The organism is Thermosediminibacter oceani DSM 16646 (genome assembly GCF_000144645.1).
In the GTDB taxonomy this organism is placed as follows: domain Bacteria; phylum Bacillota; class Thermosediminibacteria; order Thermosediminibacterales; family Thermosediminibacteraceae; genus Thermosediminibacter; species Thermosediminibacter oceani.
Window position 1 is genome coordinate 941,178 of record NC_014377.1, and the last position, 20,864, is coordinate 962,041.

The 20,864-nt window shown below is 44.3% G+C and carries 21 protein-coding genes; all 21 read left to right on the forward strand.

Features of this window, described 5'->3' with window-relative positions:
• Position 1 precedes the first annotated feature (1 nt).
• Entirely contained in the window at positions 2-970 is a 969-nt protein-coding gene (gene mraY, locus TOCE_RS04725) for a phospho-N-acetylmuramoyl-pentapeptide-transferase (protein WP_013275753.1), read from the forward strand.
• A gap of 17 nt (positions 971-987) precedes the next feature.
• Positions 988-2,346, forward strand: coding sequence for a UDP-N-acetylmuramoyl-L-alanine--D-glutamate ligase (gene murD, locus TOCE_RS04730; RefSeq protein ID WP_013275754.1), 1,359 nt, complete (start codon positions 988-990; stop codon positions 2,344-2,346).
• Positions 2,347-2,361: 15 nt separating this feature from the next.
• Positions 2,362-3,462, forward strand: a complete 1,101-nt coding sequence (spoVE, locus tag TOCE_RS04735) for a stage V sporulation protein E (RefSeq protein WP_013275755.1) — start codon at positions 2,362-2,364, stop codon at positions 3,460-3,462.
• A gap of 1 nt (position 3,463) precedes the next feature.
• Positions 3,464-4,576 (forward strand): undecaprenyldiphospho-muramoylpentapeptide beta-N-acetylglucosaminyltransferase, encoded by a 1,113-nt coding sequence (gene murG / locus TOCE_RS04740; protein ID WP_013275756.1) that lies wholly within the window; start codon positions 3,464-3,466, stop codon positions 4,574-4,576.
• A 169-nt stretch (positions 4,577-4,745) separates the two neighbouring features.
• Complete coding sequence (murC, locus tag TOCE_RS04745) at positions 4,746-6,131, forward strand: UDP-N-acetylmuramate--L-alanine ligase (protein WP_013275757.1); 1,386 nt, start codon at positions 4,746-4,748, stop codon at positions 6,129-6,131.
• A gap of 18 nt (positions 6,132-6,149) precedes the next feature.
• A complete protein-coding gene (gene murA / locus TOCE_RS04750; RefSeq protein ID WP_013275758.1) occupies positions 6,150-7,412 on the forward strand; it encodes a UDP-N-acetylglucosamine 1-carboxyvinyltransferase in 1,263 nt (420 codons plus the stop codon).
• 153 nt (positions 7,413-7,565) lie between these two features.
• Positions 7,566-8,261, forward strand: coding sequence for a cell division protein FtsQ/DivIB (locus tag TOCE_RS04755; RefSeq protein ID WP_187286589.1), 696 nt, complete (start codon positions 7,566-7,568; stop codon positions 8,259-8,261).
• The gene (locus TOCE_RS04760; RefSeq protein ID WP_013275760.1) at positions 8,258-8,986 is read left to right on the forward strand and encodes a DUF881 domain-containing protein; all 729 of its coding nucleotides are present in this window, start codon (positions 8,258-8,260) and stop codon (positions 8,984-8,986) included. The genes TOCE_RS04755 and TOCE_RS04760 overlap by 4 nt, the downstream gene beginning before the upstream one ends.
• Before the next feature lies 1 nt (position 8,987).
• Positions 8,988-9,332 carry a small basic family protein gene (locus tag TOCE_RS04765; RefSeq protein WP_013275761.1) on the forward strand — a complete coding sequence of 115 codons (345 nt, stop codon included), beginning with the start codon at positions 8,988-8,990 and terminating at the stop codon, positions 9,330-9,332.
• 87 nt (positions 9,333-9,419) lie between these two features.
• Positions 9,420-10,637 carry a cell division protein FtsA gene (ftsA, locus tag TOCE_RS04770; RefSeq protein WP_013275762.1) on the forward strand — a complete coding sequence of 406 codons (1,218 nt, stop codon included), beginning with the start codon at positions 9,420-9,422 and terminating at the stop codon, positions 10,635-10,637.
• A 43-nt stretch (positions 10,638-10,680) separates the two neighbouring features.
• Positions 10,681-11,712, forward strand: a complete 1,032-nt coding sequence (gene ftsZ / locus TOCE_RS04775; protein ID WP_342606909.1) for a cell division protein FtsZ — start codon at positions 10,681-10,683, stop codon at positions 11,710-11,712.
• Between the two features lie 143 nt (positions 11,713-11,855).
• The gene (gene spoIIGA / locus TOCE_RS04780) at positions 11,856-12,749 is read left to right on the forward strand and encodes a sigma-E processing peptidase SpoIIGA (RefSeq protein ID WP_013275764.1); all 894 of its coding nucleotides are present in this window, start codon (positions 11,856-11,858) and stop codon (positions 12,747-12,749) included.
• 24 nt (positions 12,750-12,773) lie between these two features.
• Positions 12,774-13,493: an RNA polymerase sporulation sigma factor SigE gene (gene sigE / locus TOCE_RS04785; protein WP_013275765.1), complete on the forward strand. Its 720-nt coding sequence runs from the start codon at positions 12,774-12,776 to the stop codon at positions 13,491-13,493.
• Between the two features lie 76 nt (positions 13,494-13,569).
• Positions 13,570-14,343, forward strand: a complete 774-nt coding sequence (gene sigG / locus TOCE_RS04790; protein ID WP_013275766.1) for an RNA polymerase sporulation sigma factor SigG — start codon at positions 13,570-13,572, stop codon at positions 14,341-14,343.
• Between the two features lie 16 nt (positions 14,344-14,359).
• The gene (locus tag TOCE_RS04795) at positions 14,360-14,545 is read left to right on the forward strand and encodes a hypothetical protein (RefSeq protein ID WP_013275767.1); all 186 of its coding nucleotides are present in this window, start codon (positions 14,360-14,362) and stop codon (positions 14,543-14,545) included.
• A 139-nt stretch (positions 14,546-14,684) separates the two neighbouring features.
• Complete coding sequence (locus TOCE_RS04800) at positions 14,685-14,945, forward strand: YlmC/YmxH family sporulation protein (RefSeq protein WP_013275768.1); 261 nt, start codon at positions 14,685-14,687, stop codon at positions 14,943-14,945.
• 77 nt (positions 14,946-15,022) lie between these two features.
• The gene (locus tag TOCE_RS04805) at positions 15,023-16,723 is read left to right on the forward strand and encodes a B12-binding domain-containing radical SAM protein (RefSeq protein WP_013275769.1); all 1,701 of its coding nucleotides are present in this window, start codon (positions 15,023-15,025) and stop codon (positions 16,721-16,723) included.
• Between the two features lie 9 nt (positions 16,724-16,732).
• Positions 16,733-17,551, forward strand: a complete 819-nt coding sequence (pgeF, locus tag TOCE_RS04810) for a peptidoglycan editing factor PgeF (RefSeq protein WP_223156840.1) — start codon at positions 16,733-16,735, stop codon at positions 17,549-17,551.
• Positions 17,552-17,570: 19 nt separating this feature from the next.
• Complete coding sequence (locus TOCE_RS04815; protein WP_013275771.1) at positions 17,571-18,269, forward strand: response regulator transcription factor; 699 nt, start codon at positions 17,571-17,573, stop codon at positions 18,267-18,269.
• 5 nt (positions 18,270-18,274) lie between these two features.
• Positions 18,275-20,005: a two-component system histidine kinase PnpS gene (pnpS, locus tag TOCE_RS04820; RefSeq protein WP_013275772.1), complete on the forward strand. Its 1,731-nt coding sequence runs from the start codon at positions 18,275-18,277 to the stop codon at positions 20,003-20,005.
• 97 nt (positions 20,006-20,102) lie between these two features.
• Positions 20,103-20,858, forward strand: a complete 756-nt coding sequence (pstB, locus tag TOCE_RS04825) for a phosphate ABC transporter ATP-binding protein PstB (protein WP_041424089.1) — start codon at positions 20,103-20,105, stop codon at positions 20,856-20,858.
• Positions 20,859-20,864: the final 6 nt, after the last annotated feature.

A 20,864-nucleotide genomic window follows, 5' to 3' on the forward strand; every position in this document is an offset into this window, starting at 1 on the left:
AATGAAGACCGCTTTTCTTGCAGCAGCAACCGCATTTACATTGGTGGCATTGTTTGGCATATTCGTAATTCCGATGCTGGCTGCGCTTAAATTCGGGCAAACGGTAAGGATCGACGGGCCCAAAAGGCATCTTAAAAAAACAGGAACCCCCACCATGGGGGGTATAATGATAATACCCGCCATTATACTCTCTACCATGTTTTTTTATAAAGGGACTTATTACACGTCGATGGTCCTTTTATCAACTACTGGTTTTGCCCTGATAGGATTCGCCGATGATTACATTAAAGTAGTAAAGAAAAGGTCATTGGGGCTCAGAGCCAGTCAAAAGCTGCTTTTTCAGGTAATACTTTCAATAATACTTGCCTTTTTTGCTCTCACCGTTTATCCCGGCACCACAAAAGTCTTTTTCCCCTTTATAAAAGGGGGAATTGATCTAGGGCTGCTCTACATACCGTTCACCGTATTTATAATACTGGGAACGGTAAACAGCGTTAATTTGACCGATGGCCTGGACGGTCTTGTTTCCGGAATCGTTGTAGTGGTGGGTTTTGCATATACGCTGATTTCTTTTTTTCTGGGCAAGGATGATTTGGCATTGTTCAGCGCCGCCGTCAGCGGTGCCTGCCTCGGATTTTTGCTTTACAACCGCTACCCCGCCAGGGTGTTTATGGGCGATACCGGTTCTCTGGGGCTGGGAGGAGCGATATCTGCTCTCACTGTGTTAAACGGAACTCATTTTTACCTGGCGTTTATAGGCCTTGTATTTATGCTCGAAACCCTTTCCGTAATACTGCAGGTGGTATTTTTCAGGACTACGGGAAAGAGAATTTTCAGAATGAGCCCACTTCACCATCATTTTGAACTCGGAGGTTGGAGCGAGGTAAAAGTAGTTACTGTGTTCTGGATTTTTGCCGCAGTTTCGGCTTTAATAGGCATCGCGCTCTTTTACTTGACCGTGGTCTACTAGATAGGGAGGGTAAAACAATGGAATTAAGGGGTAAGAAAGTTTTAATAGTAGGACTTGCAAGAAGCGGCGTTGCTGCAGCTATTGAACTTTCGGGAATGGGGGCTAAAGTTACAGCAAACGATATAAAGACTAAAGAACAGATGGAAGAAACCGTGGAGAAGCTTAGTTCCAAGGGTATTGAACTTGTCCTTGGGGGACACCCTTTGAAGCTGCTAGATGATACTGATCTTATCGTGGTAAGCCCGGGGGTGCCCAGCGATATCCCACTCTTGAAAGAAGCGAGGGAAAGGAATATCCCCGTCGTTAGCGAGTTGGAAGTGGGATACTGGTTTACAAAGGCACCGATAATTGCGATTACGGGAACCAACGGGAAAACGACGACGACCACCCTCATAGGCGAGATACTAAAAAACGACGGAAAAAACATTTCGGTGGCGGGAAACATTGGGACGCCGCTGATACAGGAAGCCGATAAAAACGGGAGCAAGGATTACATTGTTGTGGAAGTAAGCAGCTTCCAGCTTGAAAATATAGTACGCTTCAAGCCAAAAATAAGCGTAATTTTAAACATAACCGAAGATCACCTGAACCGGCATAAGACTTTCGAAAATTACATAGAAGCCAAAGCCAGAATTCTGGAGAATCAGGACGAAGAAGATTTTACGGTTTTAAATTATGATGATCCGATTGTAGCATCACTGGAAAAGAGGGCCAGGAGTAAGATTGTGTTTTTTAGCCGAAAACAGGAACTTCAAGAAGGTGTTTATGTGAAAAACGACGTAATTGTCATAAGAGAAAACGGTAATATATACCCGATTTTAAAAGCAAAAGAACTGGGAATTAAGGGCTCACATAACCTGGAAAACGCCCTTGCTGCCGTAGCGGTCGCATGGATAACAAAGGCGAATTTGAACAACCTTGCTGAGACCCTTAAGGATTTTCATGGGGTGGAGCATCGCCTGGAATATGTGGATACCATCGACGGCGTAAAGTTCATTAATGACTCAAAAGGAACAAATCCGGATGCGGCCCAAAAAGCCCTGGAAGCTGTGGATGGTCCTATAATCCTTATAGCCGGAGGATATGACAAAAAAGTTGATTTCAGGCCCTTCGTCAGGTCGTTTTTTGGCAAAGTGAAGAAAGTTGTCCTAATAGGGGCCACCGCCGATCAAATAGAAAGAACCGCCAGAGAGGAGGGTTTTTTCGAGGTAGAGAAGGCGGCATCAATGCGCGAAGCGGTTGAAATTGCCAAAAGGTCCGCCGAACCCGGTGATACGGTACTCCTTTCGCCGGCGTGTGCCAGCTGGGATATGTTTTCCAACTTTGAAGAGCGCGGGCGGGTTTTTAAAGAGGCGGTACGTTCTCTGAAAGCGTGACAAGAGGTGAGGATCATGAGATACCGCAAACCTCCTGATTTTGCCATACTGCTTGTCGTTCTTGTGCTCTTATGTTTTGGAATAGTGATGGTCTTCAGTTCTAGCAGCGTATGGGCTTATTATATGCACAAAGACAGCCTGTATTTTTTAAAGAGGCAGTTAGTATCTGCCCTGTTGGGACTTATTGCGATGGTATACTTTATGAACTACGATTACTGGAAGATAAAAAAATATGAAAAAATAATACTCCTCGTCATGTATTTGCTTCTCATACTGGTTTTGATCCCCGGAATCGGCATGAAAATCAATGAAGCGAGGCGCTGGATAGGTGTTGGTGCTTTCAGCGTCCAACCTTCCGAAATAGCTAAACTGGGCATGGTGGTGTACCTTTCCTGTGCACTGGAACGCAAGCAGGAAGATCTAAAAAATTTTTTAAAGGGCTTATTACCCGTTTTGCTCGTGACCGGAATTACCTGCGGGCTCGTGCTCGTAGAGCCTCACCTCAGTGCGACTGTGCTCATAGGTATGATTTCAATGGTTATGATTTTTACGGCAGGAGCCAACATGTCACACCTGCTCTTACTGGGAGCAATAGGGATTATCGGTGTAGTGGTGCTGATTATTATAGAGCCATACCGAATGGTGAGGCTTCTGTCTTTCCTTAATCCCTGGGAAGACATTCGGGGAAAGGGTTATAATATAGTGCAGTCGCTGTACGCTTTGGGAGCTGGAGGATTGATCGGAGTGGGACTTGGACAGAGCAGGCAGAAATTTTTTTATCTGCCTGAGCCCCAAACGGATTTTATTTTTGCTATAATAGGAGAGGAACTGGGGTTTTTGGGTTCAGTTTTTGTAATATTGATGTTCACCATTTTCATCTGGCGGGGATATAAAACAGCCCTACATGCTCCCGATCTCTTCGGAAAGTTTATGGCTACGGGTATAACGAGCCTCATTGCTTTTCAGTTTTTGATACATGTAGCGGTCGTAACCGCATCTATGCCAGTCACCGGAATGCCTCTGCCCTTTATAAGTTACGGAGGTTCTTCACTGACAATAACGCTGGCTGAGGTGGGCATCTTGTTAAATATAACGAGGTATTCGGAGGCAAAATAAAATGCTGAAAAAGGTAATAATTGCAGGAGGAGGAACAGGGGGTCATATATACCCGGCTATAGCGATAGGTCGAGGTTTGAAAAACAGGTTCCCCGATGCGGAAATACTCTTTGTTGGCACCGAAAGGGGTCTGGAAAACGATCTTGTGCCTAAGGCCGGTTTTACGCTGAAAAAGATCAGGGCTAAGGGGTTCAAAAGAAAATTAACGTTGGATAACCTGATAACAATAAAAGAAGTGATCATGGGTGGAATTGAATCCCTTATTCTTTTGAAAAAGGAAAAACCGGACCTGGTTATCGGCACCGGAGGTTACGTTGCAGGCCCCGTAGTTTTTTTTGCCGCCCTGTTTAATATTCCAACTTTTATCCATGAACAGAACGTTAAACCGGGAGTCACCAACAGGATTCTTTCCAGATTTGTAGACAAGATTGCCGTAAGTTTTTCAGATTCCATAAAATACTTTCCACAAGAAAAAGTGGTGGTAACCGGCAACCCGATAAGGCCGGAAATTGTTTCTGCTGACCGAATGAAAGCGCTGAAAGAGCTTGATTTAGATCCAGAAAAACCCGTCATACTTTCCTTCGGGGGAAGCCAGGGGGCACGAAGAATTAACGAGGCCATGATGGACCTTATAGAAAGAATAGGAGACGAAAGCTCTTTTCAGCTTTTCCATATAACCGGCCAAAAAAATTATGAAGAGTTTATCCAGAAGCTGGAAAATAAAGGAATAAATCCCCGGACCCTTGGAAATATTAAAATAAGGCCATACGTTTACGATATGCATAACGCCATAGCTGCAGCCGATTTGGTAATTTCAAGGGCAGGAGCCATAACTATCGCTGAATTAACTGCAGCCGGAAAACCCGCCATCCTTGTGCCGTTGCCCACAGCGGCTGACAGGCATCAGGATTATAATGCCAACCTTATGAAAAAAAATGGCGCTGCGGTTGTTGTGAAGGATTGGGATCTTAGCGGCGAAAAGCTTCACAGCATAATCCGTGATCTGGTATTCGACAGGGAACGTCTTCAAAAGATGTCGGCAGCCAGCAAAAGTTTAGGTAAGCCTGATGCATTGGATAGAATTTTAGATGAAATTATCCTGCTATTGAACTAAAATTTCCGGATTGTAAGCCTATTTAAAGGGTTTCTTCCTTGTGGTAATATAAAATTGTTACATTTTTTGTAAAAAGCCGGAGTGTAACACGTTGTAGAACTTCAGCATAGTATGTATTATGCTTATTTCGAACCTGATAGACAGGGTTTGTTGGAAGGAGAGAACAGCTTTGTTGAGAAATTGCAAACGCATTCATTTTATAGGTATTGGCGGTACTGGAATGAGCGGAATAGCCAAAATAGTTATGGAACTGGGATACGAAGTTTCCGGCTCTGACCTCAAGTTTTCCGAGGCGCTGAACCGCTTAAAAGAAGAAGGTGCGAGGGTTTTTATCGGACATGATGCTGCAAATATAAGAGGAGCAGATTTGGTGGTAGTATCTTCTGCTATTCCACCGACAAATCCGGAATATGTGGAAGCAATTAAGAACGATATACCGGTTATCCACCGGGCGGACATGTTGAGCACGCTGATGGCTACCAGGAAAGGAATAGCCGTTTCGGGTGCCCACGGGAAGACCACCACGACGTCGATGATTTCCCTCGTCCTTGAGAAAGGCGGAATGAGTCCCACAGTAGTTATCGGAGGGGAACTCAACGACATAGGTGGAAACGCAACTCTCGGGAAAGGCGAGTATATGGTGGCTGAAGCCGACGAGAGCGACGGGTCTTTTTTAAAACTCACCCCTTATATAGCCGTTGTTACCAATATCGAAAACGACCACATGGATCATTACAAAGATATGGAAAGCATGAAGGAAGCCTATAGAAAATTTATAATGAACCTTAAAAAAGACGGCTTTGCCCTGCTGGGAACCGATAATGAACATGTAAGAGATGTGATGAAACGCGTAGATGTCCCTTACTTTACCTACGGAATTAATTATCCAGCGGATTACATGCCGAAAAACATACATATAGAGGGAGTGGATTCAAGATTCGAAGTATATTATAGGAATGAGCGCTTGGGAGAGCTGGAACTCCACGTGCCCGGGATGCATAATATATATAATGCAACGGCCGCTGTTGCCGTAGGCCACAGGCTCGGATTAAAGATGGAGGATATAGCCGGTGCTCTTCAAGCCTTTAGAGGAGTGCAGCGCCGGTTCCAGCTTATCGGTGAGGTGGGCGGAGTCAGGGTCGTAGATGATTACGCTCACCATCCTACAGAAATTAAAGCTACCCTCAAAGCTGCAAAATTGCTTAATCCAAATAAACTGTACGCGGTTTTCCAGCCTCACCGGTACACCAGGACCAAAATGCTGGCGGAAGAATTCGGCAATGCTTTTGAAGATGCCGACGAAGTAATAATCACGCGCCTTTACAGTGCCGGTGAAGCACCTATACCCGGGGTGTCATCTATGCTGATAGTCGAAGCTCTGAAACGCAGCGGTAAGAATGTCACCTACATTGACGATAAAGAAAAGATACCTGACTATCTAGCAGAAAGGGTTGTACCCGGTGATTTCGTATTAACCATCGGTGCGGGAGATATATACAAAGTAGCTTATGATACGGTAGGAAAGCTGGAGGTGCTGTGTGAGAGGACCCGGTAAATACCGGAGGTGAATTATGTGGGGGCTTATGTAATAACGGGGGGCCTCAAACTTACAGGAAGACTTAGGGTGCAGGGCTCTAAAAATGCCAGTCTTCCGATTCTCGCAGCCACACTTCTTAATTCTCAGAAGAGCTGCATAAAAAATGTACCGGAGATAAAAGACGTTCAGGTAATGTTAAGCATATTGACCATGCTTGGGGCCAAGATCACTCAAAACGGCAATGAAGTGACAATAGATACGAGCACCGTGAATACTTGGGAAGTGCCCGAACAGTTGATGAGAAAGATGAGGTCTTCCATAGTTTTAATGGGCCCCTTACTCGGGCGGTTCGGCAGGGTTAAAGTATCGTATCCGGGAGGTTGCGAAATAGGTCCGAGGCCCATTGACCTGCATTTAAAAGGCTTTGCAGCGCTGGGCGTAAAGATGAGAGAGAGCTATGGTTTTATTTATGCCGAGGCGGAAAAATTAAAAGGTGCAAACATACACCTGGATTTTCCCAGCGTGGGTGCCACCGAAAATCTGATGTTGGCTGCGGTTCTGGCCGAAGGTAGAACCGTAATCAGGAATGCGGCAAAAGAACCCGAGATAGTTGACCTTCAAAACTTTTTAAACAAAATGGGATGCCGTGTTAAGGGTGCTGGTACAGATACCATTAAAATAGAAGGTTGTTCTATTGCTGATTTAAAACCCGTAGAAGAGTACACAGTTATCCCGGATAGGATTGCGGCGGGGACCTACCTGGTTGCGGCTGCCGCTACTAGAGGAAACATCGTGCTGGAAAACGTTATTCGTGAACATATCGAGCCTATTCTGGCCAAATTGAGGGAGATGGGCTGCAGGATAAGAAGTGAGGACGACAAGGTTGAATTGTGGGTGGAAGCGCCCTTAAGAGCCCTGGACAGTCTCAGAACCCTCCCATACCCGGGATTTCCTACCGATGTGCAAGCCCCTATGATGGCGCTGCTGACCACGGTGGATGGCACTTCAATCATTACTGAAACAGTTTTTGAAAACAGATTTAAACATGCAGAAGAACTGAGGCGGATGGGGGCTAATATAAAGATAAACGGCAATACCGCCATAATAAAAGGTGTGAAAAAATTGACGGGGGCCATTGTTGAAGCAAAAGACCTACGAGCCGGTGCGGGTCTGGTCATTGCAGGCCTTGCGGCCGATGGAAAGACAATTGTGGAGGGTACCTCTTATATTGAGAGAGGATACGAGCGGTTTGACGATAACCTACGGGCACTCGGAGCCAAAATCGAAAAAATAGAATAACTCTTCTTTTTTGTGAGGGAAGGGAGGACAAGTCGCCTTATTAAAATAAAAATGTATCGTCCGGTTAAAAATGTTGGACGCTTTGGAGATAAAAGGAAACTTGACATTAAAAGACTATTGAGGGTACTGATCTTTTTATGTATAATTACAATAATGTTGACTGCCACCAGTTCTTTTTTCAAGCTGGAGAAGATAGAGATTAATGGTAACGTCAGCATACCGGATTCCGAAATATTGAATTCGGTCAATCATCATCTAGGTGAAAATATATTTATGATTAAACCGGCGTTGATAAGTGAAGAGATTAAACAGTCCGTCCCCATCAAAGAGGTGAAGGTAAAATTAAAACTTCCCCGAACACTGGTAATAAATGTAGAAGAAAGGGAAATCGCTGCTGCATTGTCCTATCTGGGCGGTTTTGCTTTGATTGATTCGAACGGTGTTGTGGTGAGGATTGAGCCGGAGCTCAAAGGGTTGATGATTCCGGTAATAACAGGCCTAGAAATATCCCGCGCTGAAAAGGCAAAACCTCTTGTTATTAGTGAAGATCAGAGCTTATTAGAGAGGTTAAAGGAAGTCATGAAATTATTTTCACCGATGAACGCGGAGTTGTCCGAGATCCATATAGAAAAGAATCGGGAAGGAGTAGCTTTTTTTATTTATACCCTGGATGGATATCAGGTTTACTTTGAAGAAACTGATATCGACGAAGGAAAATTTGCACTGCTCCGAGAGGTGCTGGAAGACCTCAGGAAAAACGGAAGAGGCAAGGGATTAATAGATTTAAGTCAGGATATGCCGGTATTCAGACCTAATATAAGTGAGGAGAAAGGGGGAAGAGATAATTGAATAATAAAATTAAGGGGCAGATTCTAATAACGATCGTATGCTTCGTGTTGGGGTTTATGCTGGTGGCACAGTTCCGGAACACTCAAAAAAGCGGCAGTGCCATGACGTCCTTACAGAGGATTCAGGAACTCACTACACAATTGAAGACAGTAATAGATGAGAGGGAAAAGCTGAGAACCGAGATATCCGAGCTGAGAAAAAGGCTGGCCGAATATGAAAATTCGGCTGCGAATGTCAGCGAGGTTACAGAAGCTATGAAACAGGAGCTAGAGAAAGCCCGCATGGTGGCCGGCCTTGTGGAGGGGACAGGACCGGGTATAATAATCACCCTGGATGACAGCAATGTACCGAAACAGCCCGGGGAAGACCCCAACCTGTTTTTGATCCACGATGAGGATATTTTAAAGGTTGTAAACGAACTTTTCGCAGCAGGAGCCGAAGCTGTATCGGTGAATGGACAGAGGATCATAGCAACTACGGAGATAAGGTGCGTCGGCCCCACCATTATGATAAATTCCGTAAGAATGGCACCGCCTTTTGTTATACAAGCAATAGGAAATCCCGAAAATCTAGAAAGTTCTATGAAAATGAGGGGCGGAATAATAGAGTCCCTGGAGGTATTCGGTATACAGGTGGATATTAAAAAACACGATAATATAGTTATGCCCGCTTATACCGGTTCGGTTAAATTCCAGTATTTCCAACCTGTAAAGGCAGGTGAATAAAATGTTGTTTCCGTTGATAGGACTTATTTTAGGCATCGTGGCGGGGATTATGTTACCGATAAATATACCTATAAGCTATGCGCCGTACATCTCGATAGCCGTTCTCGCTGCGCTTGATTCTGTGTTTGGGGGCCTCAGGGCGTTGGGAGAAGGTTACTTCAATGTGAACATTTTCATAACAGGTTTTTTTGCCAACGCACTACTGGCCGGCTTTCTGGCGTTTCTGGGAGATAAACTCGGAATACCTATTTATATGGCAGCGATATTCGCCTTCGGAGTAAGGATTTTCCAAAATCTTGCAATCATCCGCAGGGAGATGTTGGACCGAATATTTAAGAAGGGTTAGTAAAAAATTCGTTGAAAAAAAAAGGAATATTACCTTGGATGTGGAATTTATTAAACATGACCTGCCCATGGGAGGGGAGGTGGAGTCTTGGGGAGAAACAACATCCTGGCCAGCCTGGACTTGGGCAGTTCCAAAGTATGCTGTATGATCGGTGAAATTTCCCGAAGTGGAGAAATAGATATAATAGGCTACGGCATAGCTCCGACTACCGGCATAAAAAAGGGCATCATTGTTAATATCGAGGCTATGGTCCGCAGTATCGTCGAAGCCGTTGAGCAGGCGGAACAGATGTCCAACGCTAAAGTAACTAGCGTTCTGGTCGGGATTTCGGGAAATAACGTAACGGTTATCAATAACCGTGGGGTCGTGGCTATACCGCGGAGCGACAGAGAAATTACCCTTCATGATGTAGAAAGAGTGATCCAAGTAGCAAGAATAGTTGCGATACCGCCAGACCGGGAAATCATCGAAGTATTACCCAAACAGTTTATAGTTGACGGATGTGACGGCATAAGAGACCCTGTGGGTATGGTGGGAACCAGGTTGGAGGTTGAAGCGAGCATTATAACAGGGCAGCTTACAGCAATTCAAAACGTTGTAAGATGTGTCCAGAAGGCTGGCCTGGAAGTCGAAGGAATCACGTTGAAATCGCTCGCTGCAAGGGAGATACTTTTAAGCGATGATGAGCTGGATATGGGCGTCGCATTGGTCGACGTTGGAGCTGGAACCACTGAGATTACAGTGTTTCGCGGAAACAGCATCGCTCTATATAGCCTTATCCCGCTCGGAGGCGATTACATAACCAATGATATAGCGATTGGCCTTCGCTTGCCCTATTCACAGGCGGAAGCAATAAAGAGAAAATATGGCTGTGCAATGGTGAGTCAAGCATCGGATAAACCCGATATCGAGATACAGAGCATTGGAGAATCAAACACAAGGAGAATATCCCAGAAAGAGCTGGCAGCCATAATAGAACCGAGGGTGCAGGAAATTATTTCTATGATCTACAAGGAGCTGAAGGACCTGGATTACAGGGCGGTACTGGCCGCCGGAGCCGTTTTGTCCGGTAGTGGACTTTTATATATGAGAGGTGCTCTGGAGATAGCGCAAAAAATGCTGGGCATTCCCGTAAGAGCCGCCAGAACCGACATGTACGGTTATGACCATACGTTTACCGTAGCACTGGGCCTGATTTATTACGGCTACAAACAGAGGTCCTTTACGGAAAGAAACGGAGCTAAAGAGAAAAACACGTTAAGTATTTTTGAAAAAGCAAAGCGTTTCTTGAAAGAGTATTTTTAGGTTAATGTAAGGGGGAGGTAAAGTGCTAGACATTGACGTTGCTATGGAACAATTCGCCAATATAAAAGTTATCGGCATAGGCGGAGGCGGCAATAACGCCGTAAATCGCATGGTAGAAGCGGGATTGAAAGGTGTAGAGTTTATAGCCGTCAACACAGATGCCCAAGCCCTCTTTTTGTCGAAAGCCGATAAAAAAATACAGATAGGAGAGAAACTGACAAGAGGTCTGGGAGCCGGTGCAAACCCTGAAATCGGTAAGAAGGCCGCGGAAGAAAGCAGGACCGAGATTGAAGAAGTGTTAAAGGGCGCTGACATGATATTCATAACCGCGGGTATGGGAGGCGGAACAGGTACTGGAGCTGCGCCGGTGGTAGCCGAAATATCAAAAAGTCTTGGAATACTCACAGTAGGAGTGGTTACAAAGCCTTTCAGCTTTGAAGGTAAAAAGCGAATGGCCCACGCAGAAATGGGCATTTCCAGCCTTAAAAACTGTGTGGATACCCTTATAACGATTCCTAACGACAGGCTGCTTTCTATTGCAGAAAAGAAAACTTCTATTATAGAAGCCTTCCGCATCGCTGACGATATTTTGAGGCAGGGAGTCCAGGGCATCTCGGACTTAATAGCGGTCCCCGGCTTGATTAATCTTGATTTCGCCGATGTCAGGACCATAATGATGGAAGCCGGCCTTGCTCATATGGGAATCGGCCGTGGCAGCGGAGAAAATAGGGCTATAGAAGCGGCTAAACAGGCTGTCTCAAGCCCGCTTCTTGAAACATCGATTGAAGGTGCAAAGGGCGTGCTTTTAAATATCACCGGCAGCTCGAATTTGGGCCTTTTGGAGGTAAACGAGGCCGCAGAGTACATATCCGCCGCTGCTGATCCTGACGCTAACATAATATTCGGCGCCGTAATCGACGAAAAGTTACAGGATGAGATAAGAATAACTGTGATTGCAACAGGTTTTGAACAAAAAGAAAAGCCGCCGGTAAAAGAAGAGGATTACGAAATCGAGCCCTTCGATGACGAAGACTTTGACATACCGGCATTCCTTAGAAAAAGCAAAAGGAGATAAAGAGCGCAATATGGCGCTCTTTTTTTATTGCTTCGCATCACAAATTGACATTTTTTTGTAACAAGCGGTGTTAAAATATATCATAAAGGACAAAGGAGACGAATATAAATTTTTTAGACTGGGTGTTAGTCCGGTGGAAAGTTATGGTAATATACTTTGACGTGGTCTTTATAATAAATTTTCTCATGAATTTTACAATACTCTGGCTGGTAAAATTAATACTGAAACTGGATGCTGCAAATCTCAGAATTGCAGCAGGGGCCCTCTTAGGGAATCTATTTCTCCTTGAGGTATTTTTTCCTTCAGGTGCATTGTTACAAACGATTCCGGGCAAGATAATTGTATCAATAATGATGGCACTTATAGCCTTTTATCCTCTGAGTTTTTCCGAGTTTATCAAGGCCCTTGGCTTCTTTTATTTTGTTTCCTTTATGGTCGGGGGTGGCGCTTTTGCAATATTCTACTTAATTAACAGTGAAGGGGCGTTTACGCCTCTAGTAAATAATATTTCAGTGCCATGGTGGATATTACTCGTTTCTTCTCTGTTTTTATTTGTTTTTTTCAAATTTTTATGGCCTTTCATTTACAGGATACTGTCAAAAGAAACATTAGTTGTCCCGGTAACGATAATGTTCGGCCAAGATCAGCTCAAAATAAAGGCGCTGATTGACACTGGCAATGACCTGCGGGATCCGATTACCAATTATCCGGTGATAATAGTCGAATTTTCGGCAATAAAGGAACTGTTTCCTCAGGAGATAAGGTCTTTTATGGTGAGGGAACCGGAAGAAGGTCTTGAAGAGATAATTAAAGCAGTATCCAGTTCGTATTGGGCTGCGAGGCTTAGAATTATTCCGTTTAGCTCGATCGGCAAGAGCACTGGTTTGATGGTGGGCTTTAAGCCTGATAAAGTTATAGTCAATTTTGACAACAAAGTATATGAGGTAAGAAACACAGTGCTGGGGATTTACCACAAGGTCCTATCCCCGCAGGGTACTTACAGGGCTTTATTGAATCCGGAACTTTTAATTGGATAAAAATTTTAAACTGGGGGGGTCTCAATGTTTAAAAACTTAAATTTAAATGTTTTAATTTTATATATCCGGCAAAAACTGGGAAAATGGAAAAGAAGGGTTATATACTATATAGGTGGGAGCGAAACTTTACCGCCCCCACTTTCTAGTGAAGAAGAAGCCATGTTGTTGGATAAGTTGCAAATGGGAGATAACGGGGTAAGGAATGTCCTTATAGAGCGGAATTTGCGGCTTGTGGTTTACATCGCCCGCAAATTTGAAAACACGGGAGCGGGCATTGAAGATCTTATATCTATCGGTACTATCGGACTTATAAAAGCTATTAATACTTTTGATCCTCATAAAAAGATTAAACTTGCCACTTATGCTTCAAGATGTATCGAAAATGAGATACTCATGTACCTAAGGAGGAACAACAGGAATCGCGCGGAAGTATCCTTTGACGAGCCCCTGAACATAGACTGGGATGGGAACGAACTTCTACTTTCGGATATTCTGGGCACCGATAGTGACATGATTTATAAATGTATAGAAGAAGAGGTGGAAAAAGAACTTCTGGATACAGCGATGAAACGCTTATCAAAGAGAGAAAGGTGTATCATGGAGTTGAGATTCGGCCTGAACGATGGAAAAGAAAAAACTCAGAAGGAGGTAGCCGAACTTCTAGGGATATCTCAGTCTTACATTTCAAGACTAGAAAAGAGAATTATAAAAAGACTGAGAAAGGAAATAGTTAGAATGATGTAAATTTGAAAAAGCGAATAAAAACTTCCCCCTGTGGCAAAAATTTAAATGAGGTACTGGAAAGACAGGGGGAAGTTTTATGAATTTGAACAAAGTAGAGATCTGCGGTGTTAACACATCAAAACTTCCGGTGCTGTCGAACAGCAAAATGAAGGAACTTTTTCTAAGAGTTAAGCAGGGAGACAAGGAAGCAAGGGAGAAACTTATTCACGGAAATCTGAGATTGGTCCTTAGCGTAATACAGAGGTTTAACAACAGGGGCGAGTATGTCGACGATCTTTTTCAGGTAGGATGCATCGGCTTGATGAAGGCAATAGATAACTTTGACTTAAATCAGAACGTCAAGTTTTCAACCTATGCGGTGCCGATGATTATAGGCGAGATCAGAAGATACCTAAGGGACAACAATCCCATAAGGGTCAGCAGATCTTTACGGGATATAGCCTATAAAGCTTTGCAGGTCAGAGATTCTCTAGTAAATAAGAATTCGAGGGAGCCTTCGATTGAAGAAATAGCAAAGGAAATGAATATTCCCTCTGAAGAAATTGTAATGGCTTTGGATGCCATTCAGGAACCTATTTCGCTATTTGAGCCCATCTACCATGATGGCGGAGACCCGATCTTTGTTATGGACCAGATCAGTGATGATAAAAATAATGACGAAAACTGGCTAAGGAGCATTTCGATAAAAGAAGCAATGCAGAAACTGAACGAAAGGGAGAAGCTAATACTGACGCTGAGGTTTTTTGAAGGGAAGACACAAATGGAGGTTGCTCAGGAAATCGGAATTTCGCAGGCTCAGGTTTCCAGACTGGAAAAAGCCGCGTTAAAACACCTAAAAAAATATATGTAAATCCGAGGTGAGCCTTATGGATTTGATCAAAAAAATGCTGGTAGTTTTAGTGACTGTAGCATCTCTTTTCAGCTTTTATGCGGGATCGAGAGCTATAGTAGCTTACAATACAAGAAACCTAGTATATACAAGGCAGGAGGCGCCGCTAAAAATAGTTATGGAGGAGGCAAAAATCGAGAGGATGACAATGAAGGCAAACTGATAATAATGGCCTTTTGAAGGCCTTATTTTTTTTTACATTTTTTCTGGTGTATGAATATAAATTATAGTAGTAACAGCATCATCGAACCCAAACTTTAACGCAGCATACCGGTAAATTTTAGGGAAAGGGGTGGATTCCCATGCTCAAGGCCTCGGATTTAAGACAGAGAGAGGTAATAAATATAGCCGACGGGAAAAAACTTGGATTTATAAGTGACCTGGATATCGACGTGGAAGAGGGGCGAATTCGGGCTGTTATAGTTCCGGCGCCGACTAAAATTTTGAGCGTGTTCGGCAAAGGTGGAGACTATGTGATCCCCTGGGAAAAAATAAAAAAAATAGGCAATGATGTGATACTGATAGAGCTTTCAGATTTTACCGAACCGAAAAAAGGAATGTAAGAGTTTAAGACGGGCTTTTTAAAAGCCTTTTTATTTTGCGTGAAAAACATTATAATATGAGGAGAGGGGGAGATTAGATGCACTGGAAGATGCGGCAGAAGATCGAGAGACTTCGGGAAGAAGAAATCGCCCTCCTGCCTATTAAAAGCTTCGGTTCAGTACCGGTAAACGTGGCTTTAGTTTTCCCGAATATATATGAATTGGGGATGTCCAATCTTGGATTTCAGGCGATATACCGTGAAATCAATACAAGGCAGGATTCCCTCTGCCACAGGGCATTTCTGTTTAAGGGCTTTCCTGCCCACACCATCGAAGCTATACAGCCGTTGGAAAGCTACGATATAGTTGCGTTTTCGGTTTCTTTCGAACTGGATTACATTAATCTGTTGAAAATTCTACACGACGCCAATATACCTCTTTTTGCACAAGAAAGAGTTGGTCCGTTGGTAATGATGGGAGGGCCTGCAGCTACTTTTAATCCCGAGCCTTTGTCTCCTTTTGTCGATTTTGTCGTGATTGGAGAAGGCGAGGAAGTGATCCACGAAATAATAGACGCGTATCGTGATAACAAGGGATCCCCAAAGGAAACCATCCTTGAAAAGCTGGCCCAAATCGAGGGAGTTTACGTACCCCGGCTATACGATATAGGGTATAATGAAAGGGGAGGCGTAGAAAAATTCGAAGTCAAACCCCCCGCTCCCTCAAAGGTCAGGAGGCGATGGATAAAAAACCTGGACGCCCTCAATACCGAAACCGCCGTACTTACGCCGAACACGGAGTTTAAGGACATGTTTCTCATTGAGATTTCCAGGGGTTGCGGCAGGAACTGCAGGTTTTGTATGGCAGGTTACTGTTACCGCGTACCGAGGGTCAGGGCGCTTGAGAAGATTATCGATAGAGCGGAATTTGCGTCAAAATACGGAAAAAGGGTGGGATTGGTGGGGGCGGCCGTGTCCGATTACCCGAGAATAGATGAATTATCGGAAGAGCTGACAAAAAGGGGGATAAAATTTTCCGTTTCATCACTGCGGGCCGATACTTTAAGAGAGCCGCTATTGCGAGGGCTTTCTTTGAGCGGGCACAAAACTCTCACCATAGCTCCCGAAGCAGGTTCTCAGAGGCTTCGAAATGTTATAAACAAAGGCCTAACCGAGGATCACGTCCTAGACTCAATAAATATGGCGCAGAAATTCGGTATAAAAAATATCAAACTCTATTATATCATAGGACTCCCCACGGAGACTTCCGATGATATCGAAGAAATGATCGATTTTTTAACGAGAGTCAAAGAAAAGATGGTATCAAGCGGCAATAAGACCGGGCTGCTTACGGTGAGCATCAATCCATTTATTCCCAAGCCCTTTACTCCCTTTCAGTGGTTTGGCATGGAGCCCGTGCCGGTGCTTGAGGAAAAGTTAAGGAAGCTGAAAAGCAGCCTGAAGCCCAAAGGCATAAAGGTGTTGTATGAAAGTCCCCGAGTTTCTCAGATACAGGCTGCCCTGGCTAGGGGAGACCGTACCACCGCCATGATGCTTTATAAAGTACACCTCGAGGGGGGAGATTTATCCCGTTTCAGGCGGGTCTGGGTGGAGGGGAAAAACGTGGAATATTACGCCCACAGGGAATTCGACCTCGATGTCGTGCTGCCTTGGGAACATATAGATATAGGGCTGAAGAAGGAGTATTTTGTTGAAGAATACAAACGAGCGCTGAAGGGCGAGAGCACGCGAAGGTGTACGGAAGAAGTATGCAATGTATGTAAAATATGCAGGAAATAGGTGATGCAAATGGGTTTCGAATTAAGGCAAAAAGGCAATGTCAAATTTCTAATAATTCCATCTTTCGAGGCTACAGGGCTGGTGAGGCACGCTTTTTCCACGCGCATCGGAGGGTACAGCACGGGTCATTGTGAGGCTTTAAACCTGGGATTCAGCAAAGGAGACGATAAAGACACGGTGCTCAAAAATTACCGGACCTTCTGCGATGCCACCGGTATTAATGTGGAAAATTTAGTGGCTTCCCATCAGGTGCATGGGAATGATGTATACGTGGCCGGCGAAAAAGACAGGGGCAAGGGTATTGTAAAGGAATCGGATATCCGGGAGAAAGATGCCCTGATAACAAAGGAAAGAAATGTAGCCCTGATAACCTATTATGCGGATTGCGTTCCCCTGTTTTTTCTCGATACTGCAACTCCGGCGGTGGGCCTTGCTCATGCGGGTTGGAGGGGTACGGTCAAAAAGATAGGAGCCAAAACAGTGGAGAAAATGAGAGAAGAATTCGGCACTTCCGTGGAGAATCTTATTGTCGGCATAGGACCCTGTATTGCCGGCAGCTGTTACGAAGTGGACGAACCGGTTATCGAAAAATTTAAGGAGGCTTTCGAATATTGGGAGGAGCTCGTGGAATACAAGGGCAACGGGCGCTGGTTGCTGGACCTGGTGAAGGCTAACAAAAGACAGCTCATGGATGCAGGAGTTAAAGCCGAAAATATTACACTGAGCGGATATTGCACCCACTGCAGGCCCGATCTTTTTTACTCCTACAGGCGAGACAAAGGTAAGACCGGAAGCCTAGCGGCTGTGATCGAGTTAATAGAAACGTAAACGAGATCGAGGTGTGCTTATGGCGAAGGAAAAGATACTCGTCGTCGACGACGAGCCCAATATTGTGGAGCTGGTGAGGTTCAACCTTGAAAACAGCGGTTTTAAAGTAATAACCGCATCCGACGGTCAGCAGGCCTTGGATCTAGTTCAAAAAGAACAACCCGATCTTGTAATACTGGATATAATGCTACCGGGCATAGACGGATTGGAAGTTTGCCGTATTTTTCGACGGCAGCGGGCTACCAGGGATATCCCCGTTATACTGTTGACGGCAAAGACGGAAGAAATCGATAAGGTGCTTGGGCTTGAAATGGGAGCCGATGATTACATCACAAAACCGTTCAGCCCCCGCGAGCTGGTAGCAAGGGTAAAAGCGGTATTAAGGAGGGCCGACAAGGTCGAAAGGTCTGATAAGATTATTAAAGCAGGCCCTATAACCATAGACGTAGAAAGGCACGAGGTGTTTGTAGAGGGGGAGAGAAAAGATTTTACACCGAAGGAGTTTGAACTTTTAAGGCTCCTGGCTTCCAATCCAGGCAAGGTTTTTTCGCGGGAATATCTCCTGGAAAATATATGGGGCTATGATTATCTTGGAGATACCAGGACGGTGGATGTTCACATCAGGCATCTGAGGCAGAAAATCGAAAGGAATTCGGATACGCCCCAATTTATCGAGACGGTAAGGGGTATCGGGTACAAGTTTAATGAGCCGGAGTGATTTTTTTGCTAAAAGATCACTTCAGAAAAAGTAACTTTATGACCGTTACAATTTATATTATTTTATTAATTCTGTTTACTTCCCTGCAAAACCTTTACTTAAAAAGCATACAACGCGATTTGGAAGCCGATGCAGTTTTTTTCGCTTCGGAAGTAAAAGCGCCTATGGCGGCCGGTAAGTATCAGGAAGTCGGGCGCGTAGTGCAGGACCTATCCCGGCAGTTTTACAAAAGTATCACCGTTATAAACACCTTCGGGAACAGAATAGCGGAGGTGGGGGAATTTCGCGAGCGAGATTTACCGCTCGAAGGCATCCTGAAGGGCAAAAATTACGTTGACAAAAACGCATTTCAAATCTTGATTTCCCGCCAGTTTTCCGCAGCAGTTCCTATTTTGTTTGAAAATAAAATTCACGGAGCTGTTGTGGTAGGGCTGCCCCCGGATGAAGTAAATAAAATACTATGGATAAACCTGTTGTTTTTCTTTACGGTCTTTTTTGGTATTTTAAGATCCGTTTTACTGTTGAAAAAAGTCGATACCCATATAATTAAACCCATATCCACCATGATTGAGGTGAGCAGAAATTTTGCGGCAGGTAACTTTACCAGGACAGTCCATGTTAATTCCCTGGATGAAATAGGGCAGCTCAGCAAGGAATTAAATCTACTGGCTAAAAAGTTGAGAATTACTCTTGAAGAATTAAACGAAAAGACGGCCGGAGTGGAGGACCTGCTGGCGGGCATAGTCGATGGCATTATCGTGGTAGATGCCCAGCGAAGGGTAATGCTCATCAACCCAGCAGCCTGCAAACTTGTTGGAGCAGACTCCGAAAAGTCAGCCGGGAAAAAGCTGATCAGCATTATCCGCAATTACCAACTGGATGAAGCGGTGAAAAAGACTCTAAAAGAGGGTTCTCCTTATTTTAAAGAAATAGTTTTGCTGCCCCGGGAGCAGATTTTAAAAGTTCATATAACCCCAATCAAAGATAGGGCGGGGAGGATTTCGGGCAGCGTCATTGTGATGAGAGACATTACGGAGTTAAAGCATCTCGAAAAGCTCCGTTCCGAATTTCTAGCTAATGTATCTCATGAATTGAGGACTCCCCTTACGTCCATAAAAGGCTTTGTGGAGACCCTGCTCGAGGGCGCGTACAAGGACCCCGGCCTTGCAAAAAGGTTTTTATCCATAATAGATGCAGAGGCGGGAAGGCTTTACAGACTGATAAACAATCTGATGGATCTTTCTAAGATAGAGACAAACCAGCTGAAGCTGAGGATTGAAGACGTTTCTGCGGCGGAATTGATAAACGAAGTGATAATTATTTTTGAAAACCGGTTGAAAGAAAAGGGTTTAAAGTTTTCCACGGATATTCCCAAAGATCTCCCTAAAGTGAAAGCCGACCCGGACTGGCTCAGGCAGGTCTTTATCAACCTCCTGGACAATGCCATTAAATATACCCAGAGTGGTGGCAGGGTCTGGATTGAAGCTGAGCCAAAAGGGGATGTGGTAGAATTTAGAGTATGCGACACTGGCATAGGTATCCCGGAGGAAGACCTGCCTAGAGTCTTTGAGAGGTTTTACAGGGTTGACAAAGCCCGATCTCCGGAAATGGGCGGCAGCGGACTCGGTCTTGCCATAGTAAAACACATAGTCAGGGCTTTCGGCGGAGATATCAGGGTCGAAAGCAGAGTAAACCAAGGCAGTAAATTCATATTTACGCTTAAAAGGTCCAAGTAAAGTTACTTTATTTTACAATTACTTAACAGCACGACAAAATTTTTTTAACAAATGAAGGTTAAAATAAGTTTAAAGCTTGAGGGGGAGGCGACCTGCCATAAAAAACAAAATTTATACCAGAAATCTTAATATCTACTACGGCGAATTTCGGGTGCTGAAAGACATTAATATTGAAATAAAAGAAAAAAAGGTGACCGCCCTGATAGGACCATCGGGATGCGGCAAATCGACTTTTTTGAGGTCTTTAAACCGGATGAACGACCTTATTGAAAATACTCGTATAACCGGCAAGGTATATCTGGATGATAAGGACGTATACGATTCGGATGTGAATGTGATAGAACTTCGCAAGAGGGTCGGCATGGTATTTCAGAAACCGAATCCGTTTCCTATGTCCATATACGACAATGTGGCTTACGGCCCCAGGATTCACGGTATAAGGGACAAAAACCGGTTGGATGAAATAGTGGAGCGAAGCCTGCGGGGGGCGGCCCTTTGGGATGAAGTGAAAAATAGGCTTAAGGATTCAGCACTAGGGTTGTCCGGAGGACAGCAGCAGCGCCTTTGTATAGCCAGGGTGCTGGCGGTGGAACCCGAGGTAGTTTTGATGGATGAACCCTGTTCAGCATTAGATCCCATATCGACGATGAAGGTAGAGGAATTAATCGAGCAGCTAAAAGAGAATTATACCATAGTAATAGTGACCCACAATATGCAGCAGGCGGGAAGGATATCCGATTTCACAGCTTTCTTTTTAAGTGGTGAGCTGGTGGAATTCGGACTAACAAAAGAGCTTTTTTACAATCCAAAAAATAAAAAAACCGAAGAATATATTACAGGCCGTTTTGGTTAATAGGAG